Origin of the sequence: Achromobacter xylosoxidans (assembly GCF_001457475.1) — a bacterium.
GTDB classification, from domain to species: Bacteria; Pseudomonadota; Gammaproteobacteria; order Burkholderiales; family Burkholderiaceae_B; genus Achromobacter; species Achromobacter xylosoxidans.
In genome coordinates this window covers 6,650,394-6,669,942 of record NZ_LN831029.1, presented here as the reverse complement: position 1 = coordinate 6,669,942, position 19,549 = coordinate 6,650,394, and the positions used below count along the sequence as shown (strand labels likewise).

Annotated in this window: 18 protein-coding genes; 15 read left to right on the top strand and 3 right to left on the bottom strand. The window is 66.5% G+C overall.

Annotation, left to right across the window (positions count from 1 at the left end; genetic code table 11):
- Positions 1-13: 13 nt before the first annotated feature.
- On the bottom strand, positions 14-1,216 hold the full coding sequence (locus tag AT699_RS30055; RefSeq protein ID WP_006389678.1) for an aminotransferase-like domain-containing protein: 1,203 nt from the start codon (positions 1,214-1,216) through the stop codon (positions 14-16).
- A gap of 168 nt (positions 1,217-1,384) precedes the next feature.
- On the opposite strand from AT699_RS30055, the gene AT699_RS30050 reads away from it, so the two are divergent.
- The 15 genes from AT699_RS30050 to rfbC all read left to right on the top strand — a co-directional run bounded on the left by AT699_RS30050 (position 1,385) and on the right by rfbC (position 17,200).
- Positions 1,385-1,870 carry a GAF domain-containing protein gene (locus AT699_RS30050; protein ID WP_024070757.1) on the top strand — a complete coding sequence of 162 codons (486 nt, stop codon included), beginning with the start codon at positions 1,385-1,387 and terminating at the stop codon, positions 1,868-1,870.
- Positions 1,871-2,177: 307 nt separating this feature from the next.
- Complete coding sequence (gene dapA / locus AT699_RS30045; protein WP_024070756.1) at positions 2,178-3,071, top strand: 4-hydroxy-tetrahydrodipicolinate synthase; 894 nt, start codon at positions 2,178-2,180, stop codon at positions 3,069-3,071.
- Positions 3,072-3,194: 123 nt separating this feature from the next.
- Positions 3,195-3,971, top strand: a complete 777-nt coding sequence (locus AT699_RS30040) for a sterol desaturase family protein (RefSeq protein ID WP_024070755.1) — start codon at positions 3,195-3,197, stop codon at positions 3,969-3,971.
- Positions 3,955-4,863, top strand: a complete 909-nt coding sequence (locus tag AT699_RS30035; protein ID WP_024070754.1) for a fatty acid desaturase — start codon at positions 3,955-3,957, stop codon at positions 4,861-4,863. Before AT699_RS30040 ends, AT699_RS30035 begins: the two co-directional genes overlap by 17 nt.
- Before the next feature lie 35 nt (positions 4,864-4,898).
- The gene (locus AT699_RS30030; protein ID WP_024070753.1) at positions 4,899-6,830 is read left to right on the top strand and encodes a StlD/DarB family beta-ketosynthase; all 1,932 of its coding nucleotides are present in this window, start codon (positions 4,899-4,901) and stop codon (positions 6,828-6,830) included.
- Positions 6,827-7,723 carry a DUF6999 family protein gene (locus AT699_RS30025; protein WP_024070752.1) on the top strand — a complete coding sequence of 299 codons (897 nt, stop codon included), beginning with the start codon at positions 6,827-6,829 and terminating at the stop codon, positions 7,721-7,723. Before AT699_RS30030 ends, AT699_RS30025 begins: the two co-directional genes overlap by 4 nt.
- A gap of 127 nt (positions 7,724-7,850) precedes the next feature.
- Entirely contained in the window at positions 7,851-9,134 is a 1,284-nt protein-coding gene (locus AT699_RS30020; protein WP_006389685.1) for a putative Na+/H+ antiporter, read from the top strand.
- A 249-nt stretch (positions 9,135-9,383) separates the two neighbouring features.
- On the top strand, positions 9,384-9,698 hold the full coding sequence (locus AT699_RS30015) for an FmdB family zinc ribbon protein (RefSeq protein WP_020925857.1): 315 nt from the start codon (positions 9,384-9,386) through the stop codon (positions 9,696-9,698).
- A gap of 17 nt (positions 9,699-9,715) precedes the next feature.
- Positions 9,716-10,378, top strand: a complete 663-nt coding sequence (locus tag AT699_RS30010; RefSeq protein WP_020925858.1) for a DUF502 domain-containing protein — start codon at positions 9,716-9,718, stop codon at positions 10,376-10,378.
- Between the two features lie 40 nt (positions 10,379-10,418).
- Entirely contained in the window at positions 10,419-12,206 is a 1,788-nt protein-coding gene (aspS, locus tag AT699_RS30005; RefSeq protein WP_006389687.1) for an aspartate--tRNA ligase, read from the top strand.
- 358 nt (positions 12,207-12,564) lie between these two features.
- Complete coding sequence (locus tag AT699_RS30000; protein WP_006389688.1) at positions 12,565-13,431, top strand: endonuclease/exonuclease/phosphatase family protein; 867 nt, start codon at positions 12,565-12,567, stop codon at positions 13,429-13,431.
- Entirely contained in the window at positions 13,428-14,639 is a 1,212-nt protein-coding gene (gene clsB, locus AT699_RS29995) for a cardiolipin synthase ClsB (protein ID WP_006389689.1), read from the top strand. The genes AT699_RS30000 and clsB overlap by 4 nt, the downstream gene beginning before the upstream one ends.
- Before the next feature lie 64 nt (positions 14,640-14,703).
- Positions 14,704-15,756: a dTDP-glucose 4,6-dehydratase gene (gene rfbB / locus AT699_RS29990; RefSeq protein ID WP_006389690.1), complete on the top strand. Its 1,053-nt coding sequence runs from the start codon at positions 14,704-14,706 to the stop codon at positions 15,754-15,756.
- Positions 15,753-16,646: a glucose-1-phosphate thymidylyltransferase RfbA gene (gene rfbA, locus AT699_RS29985; protein ID WP_006389691.1), complete on the top strand. Its 894-nt coding sequence runs from the start codon at positions 15,753-15,755 to the stop codon at positions 16,644-16,646. The genes rfbB and rfbA overlap by 4 nt, the downstream gene beginning before the upstream one ends.
- Complete coding sequence (gene rfbC / locus AT699_RS29980) at positions 16,646-17,200, top strand: dTDP-4-dehydrorhamnose 3,5-epimerase (protein ID WP_006389692.1); 555 nt, start codon at positions 16,646-16,648, stop codon at positions 17,198-17,200. The genes rfbA and rfbC overlap by 1 nt, the downstream gene beginning before the upstream one ends.
- Here rfbC and AT699_RS29975 read toward each other — a convergent pair.
- Both AT699_RS29975 and AT699_RS29970 read right to left on the bottom strand, forming a co-directional pair.
- Positions 17,197-18,084, bottom strand: a complete 888-nt coding sequence (locus tag AT699_RS29975) for a DMT family transporter (protein WP_006389693.1) — start codon at positions 18,082-18,084, stop codon at positions 17,197-17,199. The genes rfbC and AT699_RS29975 overlap by 4 nt on opposite strands.
- Before the next feature lie 13 nt (positions 18,085-18,097).
- Complete coding sequence (locus AT699_RS29970) at positions 18,098-19,519, bottom strand: MFS transporter (RefSeq protein ID WP_006389694.1); 1,422 nt, start codon at positions 19,517-19,519, stop codon at positions 18,098-18,100.
- Positions 19,520-19,549: the final 30 nt, after the last annotated feature.

Genomic DNA, 19,549 nt, shown 5'->3' with positions numbered 1-19,549 from the left:
CAGGACCCGGTTTTCAGGCCGTGTATTCCTTGAGCAGCTTGCCCAGGATGGCGATGCCGGTGCGGATCTTGTCCTCCGGCACGGTGGCGAAGCTCAGGCGCAGCGTGTTGGCGCGGCCGGTGCCGCAATAGAACGGCGCGCCCGGCACGAAGGCGACGTTCTGGGCGATGGCCTTTTCCAGCAGCTTGGTGCTGTCGATGTGTTCGGGCAGCGTGAGCCAGATGAACATGCCGCCTTCGGGCTTGGTCCAGCTGACGGTGGACGGGAATTCGCGGGCGATGGCTTCGAGCATGCAGCTGCCCTGGGCGCGGTAGATTTCGCGCACGTTGGGCAGGTGTTCTTCCAGGAAGCCGTCCTTGACGATTTCGTACACGGCCATCTGGGTCAGCGTGGGCGTGTGCAGGTCGGTGGCCTGCTTGGCCTGCACCAGCTTGTTGATCAGCGGGCGGGCGGCGGCGATGTAGCCCAGGCGCAGGCCGGGGGCCAGCACCTTGGAGAACGTGCCCAGGCGCACCACGTTGGCGCCGTACTCGGCGGCCAGCGCGATCAGGCCCGGTTGCGGTTCGCCGGCGTAGCGCAGTTCACCGTAGGGATCGTCCTCGATGATGGTCAGGCCCAGTTCGGCGGCGCGCTTGACCAGCGCGATGCGGCGTTCCAGGCTGAGGGTGCGGCCGGTGGGATTCTGGAAGTTGGGCAGCGCGTACAGGAAGCGCGCGCCGGCGGCCAGTTCGGGGGTGATGGCTTCCGGGATCAGGCCGCCATCGTCGGTGGGCACCGGCACGAACTTGGGCTGGTACAGGCTGAACGATTGCAGCGCGCCGAGGTAGCTGGGGTCTTCGACCAGCACCTTGCTGTCCTTGTCGATCAGCACCTTGCCCAGCAGGTCCAGGGCCTGCTGCGAGCCGGACACGATCAGGGTCTGGTCGGCGGCGATGTTGGCGCCGGCGCGGTTCAGGTCGTCGGCGACCCATTGGCGCAGCGGCGCATAGCCTTCGGTGGGGCCGTATTGCAGGGCCGCGCGGCCGTTGGTGGACAGTACCTTGTCGAATGCCGCACGCACTACTTCCACCGGGAAGCCGCCGGGCGCCGGCAGGCCGCCTGCGAACGAAATGACTTCGGGACGCTCGGTGACCTTGAGGATCTCGCGGATGGCGGAGCTGGTGAGTTGCTGGGCGCGTTCGGAAAAGGCGAACGTCGGTTCGAGAGGCTTGTCCATGGCTTGCTTCTTAATCAAGAAGGGGGGTGACGGGGTGATGACAACGGAGCGGTAAAGACGTTGCTGCGTAAACTATTGTCCCACAGCGTAGCAAGGCGGCCCCTTTATCGCGGGCTGCCCCTAAAATCACTTGCATCGATAATCGCCTGTACAGTTACATTTATACATATGTTTGAAGCCGCCCCGATCGCCGCCGACTCCAAGTCCGCGCTGTACGCCGAACTGGCCAAGCAGGCCCGCGCCCTGCTCGACGGCGAGCACGACCGCATCGCCAACGCCGCCAACCTGAGCGCGCTGGCCTACCAGGCGCTGCCCGACCTGAACTGGGTGGGCTTCTACCTATTTGACGGCACGGAACTGGTGCTGGGGCCGTTCCAGGGCAAGCCGGCCTGCGTGCGCATTCCGCTCGATCGCGGCGTGTGCGGCGCGGCCGCCAGCCAGCGCCAGACGCAGCTCGTGCCCGACGTGCATGCCTTCCCCGGCCACATCGCCTGCGACGCGGCCTCGCGTTCCGAGATCGTGGTGCCGCTGGTGCACCAGGGCGAGTTGATCGGCGTGTGGGACGTGGACAGCCCGGTGCCGGACCGTTTCGACGAAGACGATCGCCAGGGCATGGAAGCGTTGTGCGCGGTCTTCCTGGCCAGCCTGCGTTGACAGCATGGCGGCGGCCCGGTAGATTTGCGCATCGGCCGCCTGCGGCCGGTTTCAACCCTTTATTCCATTCATGATTCCTCAGGCCATCTCGTCCGTTTTTCCGTTCCGCGCCCTCGGCGTGGCGACGGTTTGCGCCGGCCTGAAATCCAAAAAACAGCCGCTCATCTGACCGGAGCATGCTGTTCCGTCAGATGGGCGACGGAACAGCGGCCTCACGGCGGCGCCATGGCGCCTTCGCGCGCACCCCCAGTATCCCGAGCACTTCTGTACGGTCCAACCGCGGTCCGCTTACATCGAAGGAGTGTTCATGCAAACTCATCAATCCCCGTTCCAAGGCGTCTGGATTCCCCTGGTGACGCCGTTCTCCGGCGGCGCTGTCGATGGCGGGGCCCTGCGCCGCCTGGTGCGCCATTTCGTGGCGGCGGGCGTCGACGGGCTGGTCGTGTGCGGCAGCACCGGCGAAGCCGCGGCGCTCGATGACGCCGAGCAACTGGCGGTGCTGGATGCCGTGCTCGCCGAGGCCGGCGCCATGCCGGTGGTGATGGGCCTGGCCGGCAACCACCAGGGCCACGTGCTGCAGCGCCTGGCCGCGTTCGGCACCCGGCCGTTGGCCGGCATCCTGGCGCCGGCGCCGTACTACGTGCGGCCCGGCCAGGAAGGCGCCGCCGCCTACTTCCGCAGCCTGGCCGATGCCTCGCGCTTTCCCCTGGTGCTGTACGACATTCCATACCGCACAGGAACGACGCTGGAAACCTCGACTCTGTTATCGCTGGCCGCGCATCCGAACATCGCGGCCATCAAGGACTGCGGCGGTTCGCTCGACAAGACCCTGGCGCTGATCGCCGACGGCAACATGAACGTGCTGGCGGGCGAGGACCTGCAATCGCTGTCGCTGCTGTGCCTGGGCGGCAGCGGCCTGATCGCGGCGGCGGCGCACATCCGGCCCGACCTGTTCGTGGCCATGTACCAGGCGGTGCGGGCGCAGCAGCTGGACCTGGCGCGCAAGCTGTTCCAGGCGCTGGCGCCGGTGATCCAGCTGGCGTTCGCCGAACCCAATCCGGGGCCGGTGAAGGCGCAACTGGGGCGCCAGGGACTGCTCAGCGACGAGCTGCGAGAGCCCATGCCGGCGGCCAGCGCGGCCCTGGCCCGGCGCATGGATGCGGTGGTCGCGGGCCTGAACCGGCAGTTTCCCTGCCAATAGCGGCAAGCCGCGGCATGGACTGCTTCTTTGTGGCGCCCGGATTCATTTGGTAATAAATGTCTCCCCGCGAGGCTGGCGGATTGCTTATGATGCGGCCATTCTCCGGGGTGAAACAAAACGTTCATGGCCCAAGCTTTTGTCGCGTTGTCCGCCTGGCAGGTCATGCTAGCGGGCCTGCTGTTCTTCGGCGGCATCTACCTGCTGTTCGGCGCGGCCACCTGGCTGCTGACCCAGCGCATCCTGCCGGCGCTGGGCATCGGCCGGCCGCTCGATCCGCGGCCGCTGGCGCCGGGCCAGTTGCGCCGTGAGTTCACGCAGTCGGGCGTGTCGATCCTGCTGTTCGGCACCGGCATGATCTTTCCGTGGGGCCTGCTGCAATTGGGTTGGGCGCACCTGGACCCCGACGCCAGCTGGCAGAAGATCACGCTGGAGATCCTGGCGCTGGTGGCCTGGAACGACGTGCATTTCTGGATCAATCACCGGCTGCTGCACACCAAGCTGCTGCGCCGTTTCCACCTGCCGCACCACCGTTCGGTGGTGACCACCCCGTTCTCGACCTACAGCTTCCATCCGATCGAGGCGCTGATGCTGGGCAACGTCATCATGCTGCCGATGGTGCTGCATGATTTCAGCTTCTGGTCGTTGGCGTCGGTGCCGCTGTTCAGCCTGTTCTTCAATTGTATCGGCCACGCCAACTACGACTTCTTTCCCAACGTGTCGTATGCGCACTGGTTTGCGGCGAGCCGCCGGCATCACCTGCACCACGCCTGCTACAACGGCAATTTTGGTTTCCAGTTCACGTTCATGGACCGCCTGTTCCGCACCCGGCTGAAGGCCGAGGCGGCCGCGCCCCAGCTGGAGGCTTTCCGGCAGCGAGAATCGCTTGGCGGACGGGCTTAGCAAGACGCGCCGGCTGCCCGCGCTGCGCAACCGGCGCGATTGGCAGAGCCTGGCCTACCTGGCCGCGCTGCCCGCCCTGGCGGCGTGGCAGTGGCTGCACGGCTTCTGGTGGCCGTTGTACGCGCTGATGCTGTTCCTGACGCTGGGCATTGGCGTGATTCATCACAACCACACGCACATCCGCATGTGGCATGGCCGCTGGGTCAACCGCGCCACTGATTTCTGGATCACGCTGCTGCAGGGGCATCCGACCTTCGTGTTCTATCCGGCGCACGTGGCCAACCATCATCGCTACAAGCATGGCGCGCGCGACGTGGCGCGCACCTATCGCTTTGGCGGCGACACCAATCATCTATGGGGCTACCTGATCCATCCGGTGCAGGCGGTGTGGGTGCTGTATCCGCTGTTCTTTGCCTGGCTGGGACGGCTGCGCCGGCACTGGCCGGGCGCGTGGCGCTACTGCATGTGCCAGTACGGCGCCTGGCTGGGGCTGTGGGGCGGCCTGCTGGCCATCAATCCGGTCAAGGCGCTGGTGTTCGTCATCGTTCCGCAACTGCACGGCCTGCACTGGCTGCTGGCCACCAACTACCTGCAACACGCGCACGCCGATGGCGGGCCGCGCGCCGTCGCCGGCCTGAACTACGCCCGCAATTTCGAAGGACTGGTCAATCCGCTGCTGTTCAACATCGGCCTGCATACCGCGCACCACGAGAACCCGCGCGCGCACTGGTCGGAACTGACCGCGCTGCATCGCGACCACTACCGGGCCCGCGTGACACCCGCGCTGAACGAAGGCGGCCTGACGCCGTACATGTTCCGCGTGTTCGTGCTGGGCACCTTCCTGCCGCGCTTTCGCAGCCGTTCGTGTATGGCGCCCGAGCACGTGCGCTAGCGCCGCAACCCCATACCTGCCACTAGAGACCCGCCATGCCTATCGCGTTCAATCGTGTCTACCTGGAAAGCGCCGGCTATTTCATGCCGGGCGAACCCGTGTCCAACGAGGCCATGGACAGCTACATCGCGCCGCTGAACCGCATGTCCAGCCGCATCAAGAGCCGCATCCTGGCCGAGAACGGCATCAAGCAGCGCTACTACGCGATCGATGCCGAGGGCGCCACCGTCTTCACCAACGCGCAGTTGGCCGCCAACGCCATCCGCGATTGCCTGCGACGCAATGATGGCGACCTGGCGGGCGTGTCGCTGCTGACCAGCGGCTCGTCCGGGGGCGACGCGCTGATGCCGGGCTTTGCCAACATGATCCAGGGCGAGCTGGCCGCGCATCCGATGGAGACGCTGTCGGTGCACGGCATCTGCGCCGCGGGCGTGTCGGCGATCCAGGTGGCGGCGCAGGGTGTCGAGATGGGCGGCCATGCCAGCGCGCTGGCGGTCGCGGCCGAGCTGCCGTCGCGCCTGTTCAAGCGTTCGCGCTTTGCCGCGCGCGGCTACGACGCCGACTTCGACGCGCATTTCCTGCGCTGGATGCTGTCCGATGGCGCCGGCGCGTTGCTGCTGGGCCGCGCCGGCCGGCCGCTGCCGGGCGCGTCCAAGGGCGTGCGGCTGCGCCTGAAGTGGGTGCACCAGCGTTCGTTCTCGGGCGACTATCCGGTGTGCATGCAGCTGGGCCTGTCGGCCGACCGGCAGAAGGGCCACCTGGACTATCCGTCGTGGAACGAGGCCGAGGCCGACGGCGCGCTGTCGCTGCGCCAGGACATCCGCCTGCTGCCGCACCTGTTCGACATCGGCATCCACGAGTACGCCAAGCTGGTGCGCGACGGCTGGCTGGATCCGGACCAGGTCGATCATTTCCTGTGCCATTACTCGTCCGAGAAATTCATTCCGGTGGTCGAGGACCTGATGGAGAAGGCCGGTCTGGTGATTCCGCGCGAGCGCTGGTTCAGCAACCTGGCCTGGCGCGGCAACACCGGCGCGGCGTCGATCCTGATCATGCTGGCCGAGTTCCTCGAAACCCGTGAGATCAAGCCGGGCGAGCAGATCTTCTGCTATATCCCCGAGTCGGGCCGGTTCATGGCGGCCTACATGCTGCTGGAGGCCGAGGCCGCGCATGACGCCGCGCCGTCGGTGGCCCTGGGCGCCACGCCGGCCGCGGCCGGGCGCGAGGACGCCCGCAGCGCCGATGCCGACGCCATCGCGCCGCCGCACGATCCGGACATGGCGCCGCAGGGGCTGGGCCAGTTGCTGACCGAACTGGCGGCGATCTGGCACGACTACCGCTCGCGCGTCTGGCGCACGCCGGTGGTGCGGCGCCTGCGCAACCGCCGCTTCCAGACCGCCGATTACCTGAACTGGATGGAGAACTGGATTCCGCAGGTGCGCGAGGGCAGCAAGTGGATGCGCGAAGGCGCGGCTTCGCTGACCGAGCAATACCAGCCGCTGGCTGCGCTGATCGACATGCACGCCGGCGAGGAGCAGAACGACTTCCAGATCCTGTTCCAGGACTACCGCACGGCCGGCGGCAGCATCGACAACATCGATGCGCTGCGCCGCAATCCCGGCGGCGAGGCGCTCAACGCCTATCTGCACAGCCTGGCCGCCACGCGCGATCCGATCGGCCTCCTGGGCGCCATCTACATCATCGAGGGCACGGGCCAGCGCATCGTGCCGGCCCTGCTGCCGCTGCTCAAGGCCAGCCTGAAGTTGCCGCCGGACGCCTTCCGCTTCCTGGAATACCATGGCCACAACGACGAGAACCACCTGGCGCGCTGGCTGACCGCGGTGGAACTGGCGCTGGACTGCGACGAAGACGGCCGCGCCGAGCGGCGCATCGTCGACACCGCGCGCCGCACCGCCGCGCTGTACCTGATGCAGTTTCATCACGTGATGGAGGACGAGGCCGCATGAACAGGGAACCCGAATTCCTTGCCAAGGGGCACGATCCCGCCGATCCGAGCCCGTGGCTGGCGCTGTACCTGGATCGCAGCACGCCCCTGCCGGACAAGGTCAAGAAGGCCTGGCTGACCGATTCGAGCTGCGGCTCGCGCCAGTACCTGCTGCCGTTCCTGCGGCCGCTGGCGCGCGCCTGCATCATCCTGATCCAGGTCATCAAGACTTTCCTGCCGCGCCGCTGGTCGCATTCGCGGCTGCTGCATCGCATCCTGGCGTGGGGCCTGAAGCGCTTCGTGTCGCCCGAGGCCAACTGGCTGATCCTGCGGCACTTCCATCTTGGCGCGCAGATTCTGGCGTTCATCGCCGCCAATTCGCCCGTGCGGGTGACCACCACGCCGCTCGAGCCGATGGAGATCGACGATCTCAAGGACGAGCTGTTCGTCAAGCACGACCTGAACCTGTTCAACTTCGTGATCCGCCTGAACCAGGCCCTGCGCGATGCCGGCGTGGAGATGCATGCGCCCGAGCGCGTCGACTTCTCGATGATCCGCGATCCTGATCTGAAGCTCGAGGACATGCCGCAGGGCAAACTGAATTTCCTCGACCTGCAAAGCGCCATCGAGCTATTCACGCCGCTGTATCAATTGATGCTGACCGACAACGACTTCTGGCGCGCAGCCAATTCGCTGCAGCTGGACGAGACCATCGGCATCTACGCGGCCAAGCTCCTGGGCGCGCCGCAGCACCTGATCCTGGTCAACAACAGCCATCCGCTGGTGCCGATGTCGACGCTGCGCGCCGGCTATCGCCTGGTGCTGCACGGCCTGTCGACCGAGATGCTGCACAGCCTGCTGATGGAGATGCGCGATGCGCAGCAGGGCGGCGAGCCGCCCGCGCCGATCGCCTGAAAAGTGGGCGAATCCTAGCGTTGTCCCTGTAGGGCGGGGCGGGTTCGCTACGCTATAGTGCGACCCTTGTCCGCCGATTCCGGGTCGCGTGCGCGCGGCCCGGGCCTTCATACCGGAAGCGCTTCAGATGCCTCAGCCCATAGAACTCATCGCCACCGTCCTGTTCGGCGTGGCGGTGCTGCATACCTTCTCCGTTCCCATGTTCGCCCGCCTGGCCCATCGCGGCGGGCCTCATGCCGGTTTCTGGCACCTGCTGGCCGAGGTCGAGGCGGTGTTCGGCGTGTGGGCGTTTGCCCTGATCGTGGCGATGGCGGCGCTGACCGGGCCGTCATCGGCCATCGGCTACATGGACACGCGCAATTTCACCGAGCCGCTGTTCGTCTTCACCATCATGGTGGTGGCGGCCAGCCGGCCGATCCTGGAACTGGTGGGACTGCTGGTGCGCGCCACGGCGCGCGTGCTGCCGCTGCCGCGTGAACTGGCCACGTTCTTCGTGGTGATGTCGCTGGTGCCGCTCGGCGGTTCGTTCATCACCGAACCGGCGGCGATGACGCTGGCGGCGATCCTGCTGCGCGATGCCTATTTCCGCAGCAGCGGCCGCGCCGGCTTCAAGTACCTGACGCTTGGCGTGCTGTTCGTCAACGTGTCGATCGGCGGCGTGTTGACCTCCTACGCGGCGCCGCCGGTATTGATGGTGGCGTCCACCTTCGGCTGGGATTCGACTTTCATGGCGCAGCATTTCGGCTGGCGCGCGGCGGTGGCGGTGTGCCTGAACGCGGGCCTCTTGACCTTCATCTGCCGCAAGGCGCTGCTGGAACGTTCGGTGGGCACGGGCGGCGGCGTCGATGCGCCGGAAGGCAAGGACAACCGCCCGCCGGTGCCGGCGCTGGTGATGCTGATCCACCTGGTGTTCCTGGTGGCGGTGGTGCTGAGCGCCCATCATCCAGCGATCTTCCTGGGCCTGTTGATGATGTTCATCGGCTTTGCCGAGGCCTACAAGCGCCACCAGAACCGCCTGCTGATCAAGGAGGGGCTGATGGTGGGCTTCTTCCTGGCGGGCCTGGTGGTGCTGGGCGGGCTGCAGAAGTGGTGGCTGCAGGACCTGCTGGGCGGGCTCGAGCCGTTCGTGCTGTTCTGGGGCGCGACCGCGCTGACGGCCATCACCGACAACGCCGCGCTGACCTACCTCGGTTCGCTGGTGGAAGGCACCAGCGAAGCCTGGCGCTACATGCTGGTGGCGGGCGCCGTGACCGGGGGCGGACTGACCGTGATCGCCAACGCGCCGAACCCGGCCGGTTTCGCCATCCTGAAGAACCATTTCCCCGATGGCAGCATTTCGTCCGGGCGGCTGTTTTTGTCTGCCCTGGGGCCGACGGCGGTGGCTGCCCTGATGTTCCTGCTGCCCGTCTGACGGAGCGGGGCGCGCACCCCTGGCGGAGCCCCCGGGCGCCCCGCCATGAGGGTGCCGCCGGCCTTTCACGAAAAACCGCTAAAATTCAAGACTTTCCCGTATTTTTCCGGCCGTGCCCGGCCGTTGTCCGGTCCAGCGCCAGCTCCGGCCCCGGGGGGCCTCCTCTTGGAGGACTCCTCGCGCCCCTGGTTTCGCGCCACGTCCGGCCGACGGTCACTGATACACCGGGCCCGCGCCTGGGAGCCCTCGATGCCCATCTACGCCTACAAGTGCAGCGCCTGTGGCCATGCCAAAGACGTTCTGCAGAAGATTTCCGACGCGCCGCTTTCGGTTTGCCCCGAATGCGGCCAGAGCACGTTTTCCAAGCAAGTGACCGCGGCTGGCTTCCAGCTCAAGGGCTCGGGCTGGTACGTCACCGATTTCCGCGGCAACGGCAGCGGCGGCCAGCAGGCCACCGGCGCCAGCGCCCCGTCGGCGCCCGCTGACAGCGCCGCCCCGGCCGCCAGCGCACCGGCTCCGGCCGCTGCCCCCGCGCCCGCCGCGGGACCGGCCAGCGCCTCCTGAGTACCCGCGCGATGCGTATGCGCGTCATCAAGAAGTACTTCATCACCGGCCTGCTGATCTGGGTTCCGCTGGTCATCACGGTGTGGGTGCTGGGTCTGCTGGTCGCCACCCTCGAAGGGTTCGTGCCTGGCTTCCTGTCGTCCGAATCGCTGTTCGGCGTCGACATCCCCGGCTTCCGCTTCGTCCTGGTCATCGTGGTGGTGCTGCTGACGGGCATTTTCGCGGCCAACCTGATCGGCCGTACCATGGTGGACCAGTGGGAAAACCTGCTGGGCCGCATTCCCCTGGTGCGCTCGATCTACAACTCGGTCAAGCAGGTCAGCGATACCGTGCTGGCGCCGAACGGCCAGGCGTTTCGCCGCGCCGTGCTGGTGCAGTATCCGCGCGCCGGCAGCTGGACCATCGCGTTCGTCACCGGCACGCCTAGCGGCGAAGTGGCCGAACGGCTGCCCGGCGACCACATCAGCGTGTACGTGCCGACCACGCCGAATCCCACGTCCGGCTTCTTCCTGATGGTGCCCCGTGCCGACACGGTGGACCTGCAGATGAGCGTGGACGCGGCCTTGAAGTACATCGTTTCCATGGGCGTCGTCGCCCCGGGTCCGGCCGCGCCGGGCGCCCGGCCGGCGCCGTCCTCCCCGACGCCGGACGCGCAGCGCGCGCCGGGCGTCGACCTGTAACCCTTTACGCTACTACCAAGCACACAACGGAGTTATCCCGATGCGTACCTGCTACACCGGCCAGGTTTGCCGCGACCATCTCGGCCAGACCGTCACCCTGTATGGCTGGGTGAACCGCCGCCGCGACCACGGCGGGGTCATCTTCATCGACTTGCGCGACCGCGCGGGCCTGGCGCAGATCGTGTTCGATCCGGATAACGCCGCCTTCGCCACCGCCGAGCGCCTGCGCAACGAATTCTGCATCCGCGTCACCGGCCTGGTGCGCGAGCGTCCGGCGGGCACCGCCAACGCCGAGCTGGCCTCGGGCGAGATCGAGGTGCTGTGCAAGGAAGTCGAGATCCTGAACGCGTCGGTCACGCCGCCGTTCCAGCTGGACGACGACAACCTGTCGGAAACCACCCGCCTGACGCACCGCGTGCTGGACCTGCGCCGCCCGCAGATGCAGCGCAACCTGATGCTGCGCTACCGCGTCTCGATCGAAACCCGCAAGTTCCTGGACCAGCTGGGCTTCATCGACATCGAAACCCCGATGCTGGCCAAGAGCACGCCCGAAGGCGCGCGCGACTACCTGGTGCCCTCGCGCGTCAACGCCGGCCACTTCTTCGCGCTGCCGCAGTCGCCGCAGCTGTTCAAGCAGATGCTGATGGTGTCGGGCTTTGACCGCTATTACCAGATCACCAAGTGCTTCCGCGACGAAGACCTGCGCGCCGACCGCCAGCCTGAATTCACCCAGATCGACTGCGAAACCTCGTTCCTGAACGAGCTCGAGATCCGCGAGATCTTCGAGAACATGATCCGCCACGTGTTCAAGGTGGTGCAGGGCGTCGACCTGGCCGAGCCGTTCCCCATCATGACCTGGACCGAAGCGATGCGTCGCTACGGTTCGGACAAGCCCGACCTGCGCGTGCAGCTCGAATTCACCGACATGACCGACGTCATGCGCGACGTGGACTTCAAGGTGTTCGCCGCCGCCGCCACGGCGCCCGGCAGCCGCGTGGTCGCCCTGCGCGTGCCCGGCGGCGCCGAGATGTCGCGCAGCGAGATCGACGCCTACACCCAGTTCGTCGGCATCTACGGCGCCAAGGGCCTGGCCTACATCAAGGTCAACGAAGTGGCCAAGGGCCGCGACGGCCTGCAATCGCCGATCGTCAAGAACCTGCATGACGCCGCCCTGGCCGAATTGGTCAAGCGCACCGGCGCGCAGGACGGCGACATCATCTTCTTCGGCGCCGACCGCGAGAAGGTCGTCAACGACGCCATCGGCGCGCTGCGCGTGAAGATCGGCCACAGCGAATTCGGCAAGAAGACCGGCCTGTTCACCGCCGGCTGGATGCCGCTGTGGGTGGTCGACTTCCCGATGTTCGAATACGACGAGGAAGACGGCCGCTACACCGCCGCGCATCACCCGTTCACCAGCCCCAAGGACGGCCACGAGGACTTCCTCGAGACCGATCCCAGCAAGGCGTTCGCCAAGGCCTACGACATGGTCCTGAACGGCTGGGAAATCGGCGGCGGCTCGGTCCGTATCCACCGCGAGGAAGTGCAGAGCAAGGTGTTCCGCGCGCTCAAGATCGGCGCCGAGGAAGCCCGCGAGAAGTTCGGCTACCTGCTGGACGCGCTGCAGTACGGCGCGCCTCCGCACGGCGGCATCGCCTTCGGCCTGGACCGCATCGTCACGATGATGACCGGCGCCGAATCGATCCGTGACGTGATCGCTTTCCCGAAGACCCAGCGCGCCCAGGATCTGCTGACCCAGGCGCCGTCGGAAGTCGACGAGAAGCAACTGCGCGAGCTGCACATCCGCCTGCGCAACGCTGAGCCGAAGTGAACCCACCCCCGAGCGCCTGCGGCGCTCCCCCTCAAGGGGGCGCCGCGCGGGGCCGGCGGAGCCGGATCCCGGCGGCCTGGCTAGGGATGGTGTCTCGGGTTTGTGGCGTTTTTCTGCTTGCCTTGTGTGTGCTCGGCTTGGGGGCGTCCCGGGTGCGGGGCTTTGCCTGAGCGGATGCGCCTCTGAGCCGCCGCCGGGCCCGTTCGCTGCGTTTCAGGGTGTCTCCGAGGTGGGAAGGGTTCATGGAATTGGAGTAATCTGGCAAACGCCGCCTGGGTTGGCGGTGCTTGCCGGGGCTCTTCTTTTTTGTGGGCCTCGGTTGGCGGTTTCACTGTCTTGAGAAGGCGCCATCTCCTCCATGTCGCTCATCCGTGTCGTCAGCTACAACATCCATAAAGGTCGCTCGGCGTTGGGCCGCCGCGACTCGTTGAACGAACTGCGCCTGGGCCTGTATGGCCTGCGCCCCGACCTGGTCTTCCTGCAGGAAGTGCAGGGCCGCAACGAGCAGAAATCGCTGCTCGACGCCCAGCATGAATCGCTGGCCGCCGCGCTCAAGCTGGACGTGGCCTATGGCCGCAATGCGATTCGCCACGAAACCGACCACGGCAACGCGCTGTTGTCGCGCTTTCCCATCCTCGACCATGAAAACCAGGATATCTCCGACCATCGCCTGGAGCAGCGCGGCCTGCTGCACGCGACCATCGAACTCGACGGGCGCTCGGTGCACTGCTTCGTGGTGCACCTGGGCCTGTTCGCCGGCAGCCGCAGCCGCCAGATCCTGGCGCTGACCGAGCGCATCCGGCGCATGGTGCCCGACGGCGAACCGATACTGATCGCCGGTGATTTCAACGATTGGGGCGACCGCCTGGCGCCGCTGTTCGTGCAGCAGCTGGGCCTGTACGAGGTGTTCTCGCACGCGCCGCGCAGCCATGGCGGCGAACTGCCGCGCCTGCGCGATTCGGTCAAGCGCCTGAGCAACGCCCTGCGTGGCCTGCCCAACAGCGGCGTTTCGGTGCTGGAGCGCACCAACCAGCTCGGCATGGACGGCAGCTCGCGCCTGTTGCTGCCGCCGCCGCGCACCTTTCCGGCCGTGTTCCCCTGGTTCCGCCTGGACCGCATCTACCAGCGCGGCTTCGCCGTGCGCAGCGCGCGCGTGCTGCGCGGCCGCGAATGGGCGCGGCTGTCCGATCATTCCCCCTTGCTGGCCGAGCTGGAACTCCCGTGAAGGCCGAGCAGGTCAGGCTGGAGTGGACCGACGGCAACGACATCCGGCTGCTGCAGAACGGCACCGACTTCTTTCCGGCGCTGTGCCAGGCGATCGACGCGGCGCAATCCAGCGTGCATCTGGAAACCTATATCTTCATGCTGGACCGCACCGGCGTGAAGGTGCTGGATTGCCTGATGGCGGCGGCCGCGCGCGGCGTCAAGGTGCGCGTGGTGCTCGACGGCTTCGGCGCGGCCGAGACCGCCGAGACCCTGCGCGAACGCCTGACCGGCGCCGGCGCGCAATGCCGCATCTTCCGTCCCGAGCCGCGCTGGTTCGCCAGGTTCATTCCGTCGCGCAGCCGCCTGCGGCGCCTGCACCGCAAGGTCACCATCGTCGATGGCAACGTGGCCTTCATCGGCGGCATCAACATCATCGACGACTACGACGACCTCGATCCCACCGACGGCATTTCGGCGCCGCGCTTCGATTTCGCGGTGCAGGTGCGCGGCCCGTTGGTGACCGAGGCGGCCTACGCGCAGGATCTGTTGTGGGTGCGCCTGAACTGGGCCCGCCTGCGGCGCCATCCGCGCGATTGGAGCCGCATGCGGCTGACCAAGCCCAGCCATGCGCCCGTGGCGCCCTGTGGCGAGCTGCGCGCCGCGCTGGTGCTGCGCGACAACCTGCGTTTCCGCCAGACCTTCGAACGCGCCTATCTCTACGGCATCACGCAGGCGCGCCGCGACATCCTCATCGCCAACGCCTATTTTTTCCCCGGCCGCCAGTTCCGCCGCGCCCTGGCCAAGGCCGCCGCGCGCGGCGTGCGCGTGCGCCTGCTGTTGCAGGGCAAGATCGAATACCGCATGCAGTACCACGCTACCCGCTCGCTCTACGACCAGCTGCTGCGGGACGGCATCGAGATCTACGAATATATGCCGAGCTACCTGCACGCCAAGGTGGCGGTGATCGACAACGTCGCCACGGTCGGTTCGTCCAACCTGGACCCCTTCAGCCTGCTGCTGGCGCGGGAGGCCAACGTGGTGATCGATGACCAGCCGTTCGCCTGGGACCTGCAGGAGCGCCTGGAGACGGCGATCCAGGAAGGCGGGCGTTTCATCCGGCCCCTGGATTACCAGCGGCGTGGATGGGTGCGGCGCTGGGTGGACGCGGTGTCTTATACGTTGTTGCGGATCGGGGTGGCGCTGACGGGGACGTCGGATAAGTACTGAAGTCGGCGGCCACGGCGCTAAACTGCCGGATTAGGAGGCGGCGCCTTCATTCGGGCACTACGCAATGAGCATTCTCGTCACCGGCGGCGCCGGATTCATCGGTTCCAACTTTGTGCTGGATTGGCTGGCGCAGGGGGGGGAGCCCGTGATCAATCTGGACAAGCTGACCTATGCCGGCAATCGGCGCAACCTCGACGGGTTGAAAGACGACGCGCGCCACGAATTGGTGGTCGGCGACGTCGGCGACACCGCTTTGGTGGCCAGTTTGCTGCGGACCCACCAACCGCGCGCGATCCTGCACTTCGCTGCGGAGTCGCACGTGGATCGCTCCATTGCCGGGGCGGGTGATTTCATCCAGAGCAATATCTGCGGCACCTACGGCTTGCTGGAGGCGGCCCGGAGCTATTGGGCCGGCCTGGTCGGCAAGGCACGCGAGGACTTTCGCTTCCTGCATGTTTCGACCGACGAGGTCTACGGATCGCTGGCGCCGGATGCGCCGGCATTCACCGAGGCCAGCGCCTATCAGCCCAACAATCCCTATTCGGCCAGCAAGGCGGCCAGCGATCACCTGGTGCGAGCCTGCGGCCGTACCCATGGCCTGCCCGTGCTGACGACACACTGCTCCAACAATTTCGGACCGCGGCAGTTTCCGGAAAAGCTGATACCGGTTGTGATCCACAATGCGCTGGCGGGCAAGCCGTTGCCTGTGTATGGCGACGGCCTTCATGTGCGCGATTGGTTGTATGTGGCGGATCATTGCAGTGGCCTGCGCAAGGTGCTCGAACGCGGCTGCCCCGGAGAAACCTACAACCTGGGTGGCGACAGCGAGCGCACCAACCTGGACGTGGTGCTGGCCGTCTGTCGGCTGCTCGACCAGCTGCGTCCCCGTGCCGACGGTGCGTCGTACAAGACGCAGATCGCCATGGTCGCGGATCGCGCCGGGCACGATCGCCGCTATGCCATCGACACGACCCGAGCCCGACGCGAATTGGGATGGCGCGCGGTCGAGACGTTTCAGTCGGGACTCGAGAAAACGCTGGGCTGGTATCTCGACAATCCCCAATGGGTGACCGATATCGTGTCGGGCGCCTATCGCCAGGAAGCGCCGTCGCCATGACCTCGCTCGCGCCACGCAAGGGCATCATACTGGCCGGCGGCTCCGGGACCCGGTTGCATCCGGCCACGCTGGCCATCAGCAAACAGCTGATGCCGGTGTATGACAAGCCGATGATCTATTACCCGCTCAGTACGTTGATGCTCGCGGGCATACGCGACATCCTCGTGATCGCCACGCCTGATGATGCGCCGCGTTTCGCCCATTTGCTGGGGGATGGCGGGCGCTGGGGCTTGAATCTGCAATACGCGGTGCAGCCATCCCCGGATGGACTGGCCCAGGCATTCCTGATCGGGGCCGGTTTCATCGGCAACACGCCCTGCGCCCTGGTGCTGGGCGACAACCTTTTCTACGGGCATGACCTGCCGCAGCTGCTGGCGCGTGCCGACGCCCGGCGGGAAGGCGCGACCGTGTTCGCCTACCATGTGCAGGATCCGCAGCGCTATGGCGTGGTCCAGTTCGATGCCGCCGGACAGGCATTGCGGATCGAAGAGAAGCCCGCCGTGCCGCAGTCCAGCTATGCGGTCACCGGTTTGTACTTCTACGATGGCCAGGTGGTGGACCTGGCGCGTGGAATACGTCCTTCCGCTCGCAACGAATTGGAGATCACCGACCTGAACCAGCTTTATCTGCGGCAGGGGAGGCTCAACGTCGAGATCATGGGGCGCGGCCATGCCTGGCTGGATACCGGCACTCACGACAGCCTGCTCGAGGCCAGCCAGTTCATTGCCACATTGGAGCGCCGCCAGGGCTTGAAGGTGGCCTGCCCCGAGGAGATCGCTTTCCGCAAGCAATGGATCGACGCCACGCAGCTGGAAGCGCTGGCCCGTCCGCTGCAAAAGAGCGGTTATGGCGATTATCTGATGAGTCTGCTAAAGCGCAGGGCTTTCTGATGACCATCACCCCCCTGGCCTTGCCTGATGTCCTGCTGATCGAGCCGGAAGTCCATCGCGACGAGCGCGGCTGTTTTCTCGAGACCTATCGACAGTCCGTGCTGGACGCGGCGGTGGGACGGGAGTTGCGTTTCGTGCAGGACAACCAATCGGAATCCCATCGCAACGTACTGCGCGGCCTGCACTATCAGACAGTGGATCCCCAAGGCAAATTACTGCGTGTGACCCAGGGAGAAATCTACGATGTTGCTGTGGACATGCGCCAGGGTTCCCCTACGTTCGGACAATGGGTGGCGCAGCGCCTCTCGGCCGCCAACCACCGGCAGATGTGGATTCCCGAGGGCTTCGCCCATGGGTTTCTGGTGTTGTCCGCGCGCGCCGTCGTTTCCTACAAGGCGACGAGCTACTACCAACCCATGCACCAGCAATGCGTGCTCTGGAATGACCCCGTGCTGGGAATCGAATGGCCGCTGGGGCAAGAAGCTCCGCTGTTGTCGGCCGCCGATCGGAACGGCCGGCTCCTTGCCGAAGCCGACCAGGTCCGGATTGCCTAACTTGCTGGGCCGCGGCGCTTTCTCTCGCCGACCAAGCCCAGCGCCAGTGCCGTGCCCACCAGGATGATACCGGCGCCGGTCAGGATGGAAACGGTGATGGCTTCATCCAGGAACCAGGCTCCCCAGACCACGCCAAAGACAGGCACCAGGAACGTGACGCTGACCGCCCCGGTGGGGCCGACGTTGGCGATCAGGCGAAAGAAGATGATGTAGGCGGCGCCGGTACAGACCACGGCCAGCAGGATGGTGGCGCCCCAGGCCCGCATCGATACAGGCGTCTGCGGCCAGGTGGCCAAGGCCAGCGGCAACAGCACCAATGCCGCGGCGATCATGCTGCCGGTCGCGTTGGAAAGGGCGTCGACCCCGGTCAGGAAGCGCTTGGTCCAATTGGCCGCGATGCCATAGAAGACCGGCGCCGACACCGCCGCGAGCACGGCCGGGCCCGTGCCCCCCGATTTGAAGTCCAGCTTGTCCCAGACCAGCACCACGATTCCCAGCAGGCCGATCATGAGCCCGAGCGATCGCGACCAGGGCAGCCTGTCCTTGAGCCAGAGCCAGCCGACCACGGCGCCCCAGACCGGCGTCACCGCGTTGGCCACAGACAGGAATCCGGCGCCCAGCGATTGCGCGGCGTAGGCGTACAGCAGGAACGGCAGGGCGGCGTTCAGCGTTCCCACAACCAGGATGGCTTTCCAGTGCTTGCCGATGGTCGGCAACCTGTTGCGCCATAGCGCGGCGGGCAGCAGGAACAGGGCCGCCAGGCCGACGCGCAGTTCGATCAACGCCACCGGCCCGAATTCCCCCACGGCCAGGCGCATGAATAGAAACGAGCCGCCCCAGACGGCGGCCAGAAGTAGAAGGTCCAGCAAATCGCGGCGGCGCATGGTCGATCCCGAATCAGGCCTGGTTCCGATTGGTGGCCAGGTTTTTCATCTTGACCCGATGCGCGAGTACCGCGCAGGTCAGGCACAGGACGATACACAACACCAGACCTGTGCGCACTCCGTTTAGTACCGTGCCGTGCGAGATCAGGATTCCGACTACGGCCGTGCCCAAGGCGCTGCCGATCGCGCGAGTGGTCTGGACCAGGGCCGAAGCCACGCCCACATCGCGCCGTTCGCTGAGCATCTGCATGAACAAGGTCAGGTTGGGCAACAGGAAGCCCAGCGCACAGCCATTGACGAAGAACGCCGCCAGGATCCACCAGGCCGATGTGCCGGGGGAGATCAATAGCACCATCAACGTCCCCACCGCCAGCAGGCCGGCACCGAACACCATCAGGCGCTGCGGTTCCGTCTGGCGGGGGAACAGCCGGCCGTTGATGATGCTGCCCACCGAGATGGCCGCCACCAGCGGCGTCAGCAACAGGCCGGCTTCGCTTGGCGTGTAGCCCAGTACCTGCTGCAGCAGCAAGGGGCTATAGAAAATCAGCACGAACATCACGGCGCCGACCGTCATGGCGGCGAGATTCAGCAACTGCGGTTCCCGACCCGCCAGCACGCGCAAGGGAAAGATCGGCGAGGCGACGCGGCGCTCGATGGGAATCAGCAGGGCGATGGCGGCGATCCCAGCCACTGCCAGTCCCAGGCCCATCGCCGGGTGGGCATGCTCCCCCTTTGCAAAGCCCAGTTCCAACGCAGCCAGGGGCGCGCCCACCGCGACGACCAGCAGTACCGCCCCCAGCCAATCGATGCGCCGTTCGCCCGTGTGGATTGGCCGGATCCGCGGGAAATACTTGGCCAGCAGGAACAAGGCCACCGCCGCGGCAATCGGGGAAATGAAAAAAGCGGCACGCCAGCCCAGCGCCTGCGTTGCGGCGCCGCCCAGTACCGGGCCGATGCCGCTGGCCATGGCAAAGGCGGCCGAGACCAGCGCCATCCATTTCACCCGTTGCTTGGCGTCGGGGAACAGATCCGCCGGGGCCGCGAAGGCCGTGGCGATCATCATGCCTCCGCCGATCCCTTGCAGGGTACGGAACAGGATCAGCTGGCCCATGCTTTGCGACAGGCCACAGGCGATGGAACCGAGCGCGATGATCAGCACCGACACCAGCATCAGGGGCTTGCGGCCGAACATATCGCCCAGACGGCCGAAGATCATGATGGATGCTGCGGTGGCCAGCAGGTAGCCGGTACCCACCCAGGCATACAGGGCCATGCCGTTCAGGGCCTCGGCCACGCGCGGCAGGGTGGTGCTGATGATGGTGGAATCGAAGGCCGCCAGCACGACGGTGGCGGCCACCCCGGCCATGCCCATCAGCAGGTCGCGGCGGGAGTGGGCGGGCTCTGGCGGGGGCGATGGAGGGGGCGGGGCGGTCATGCCGCCAAGGATATCACCGGCCCCACCGGG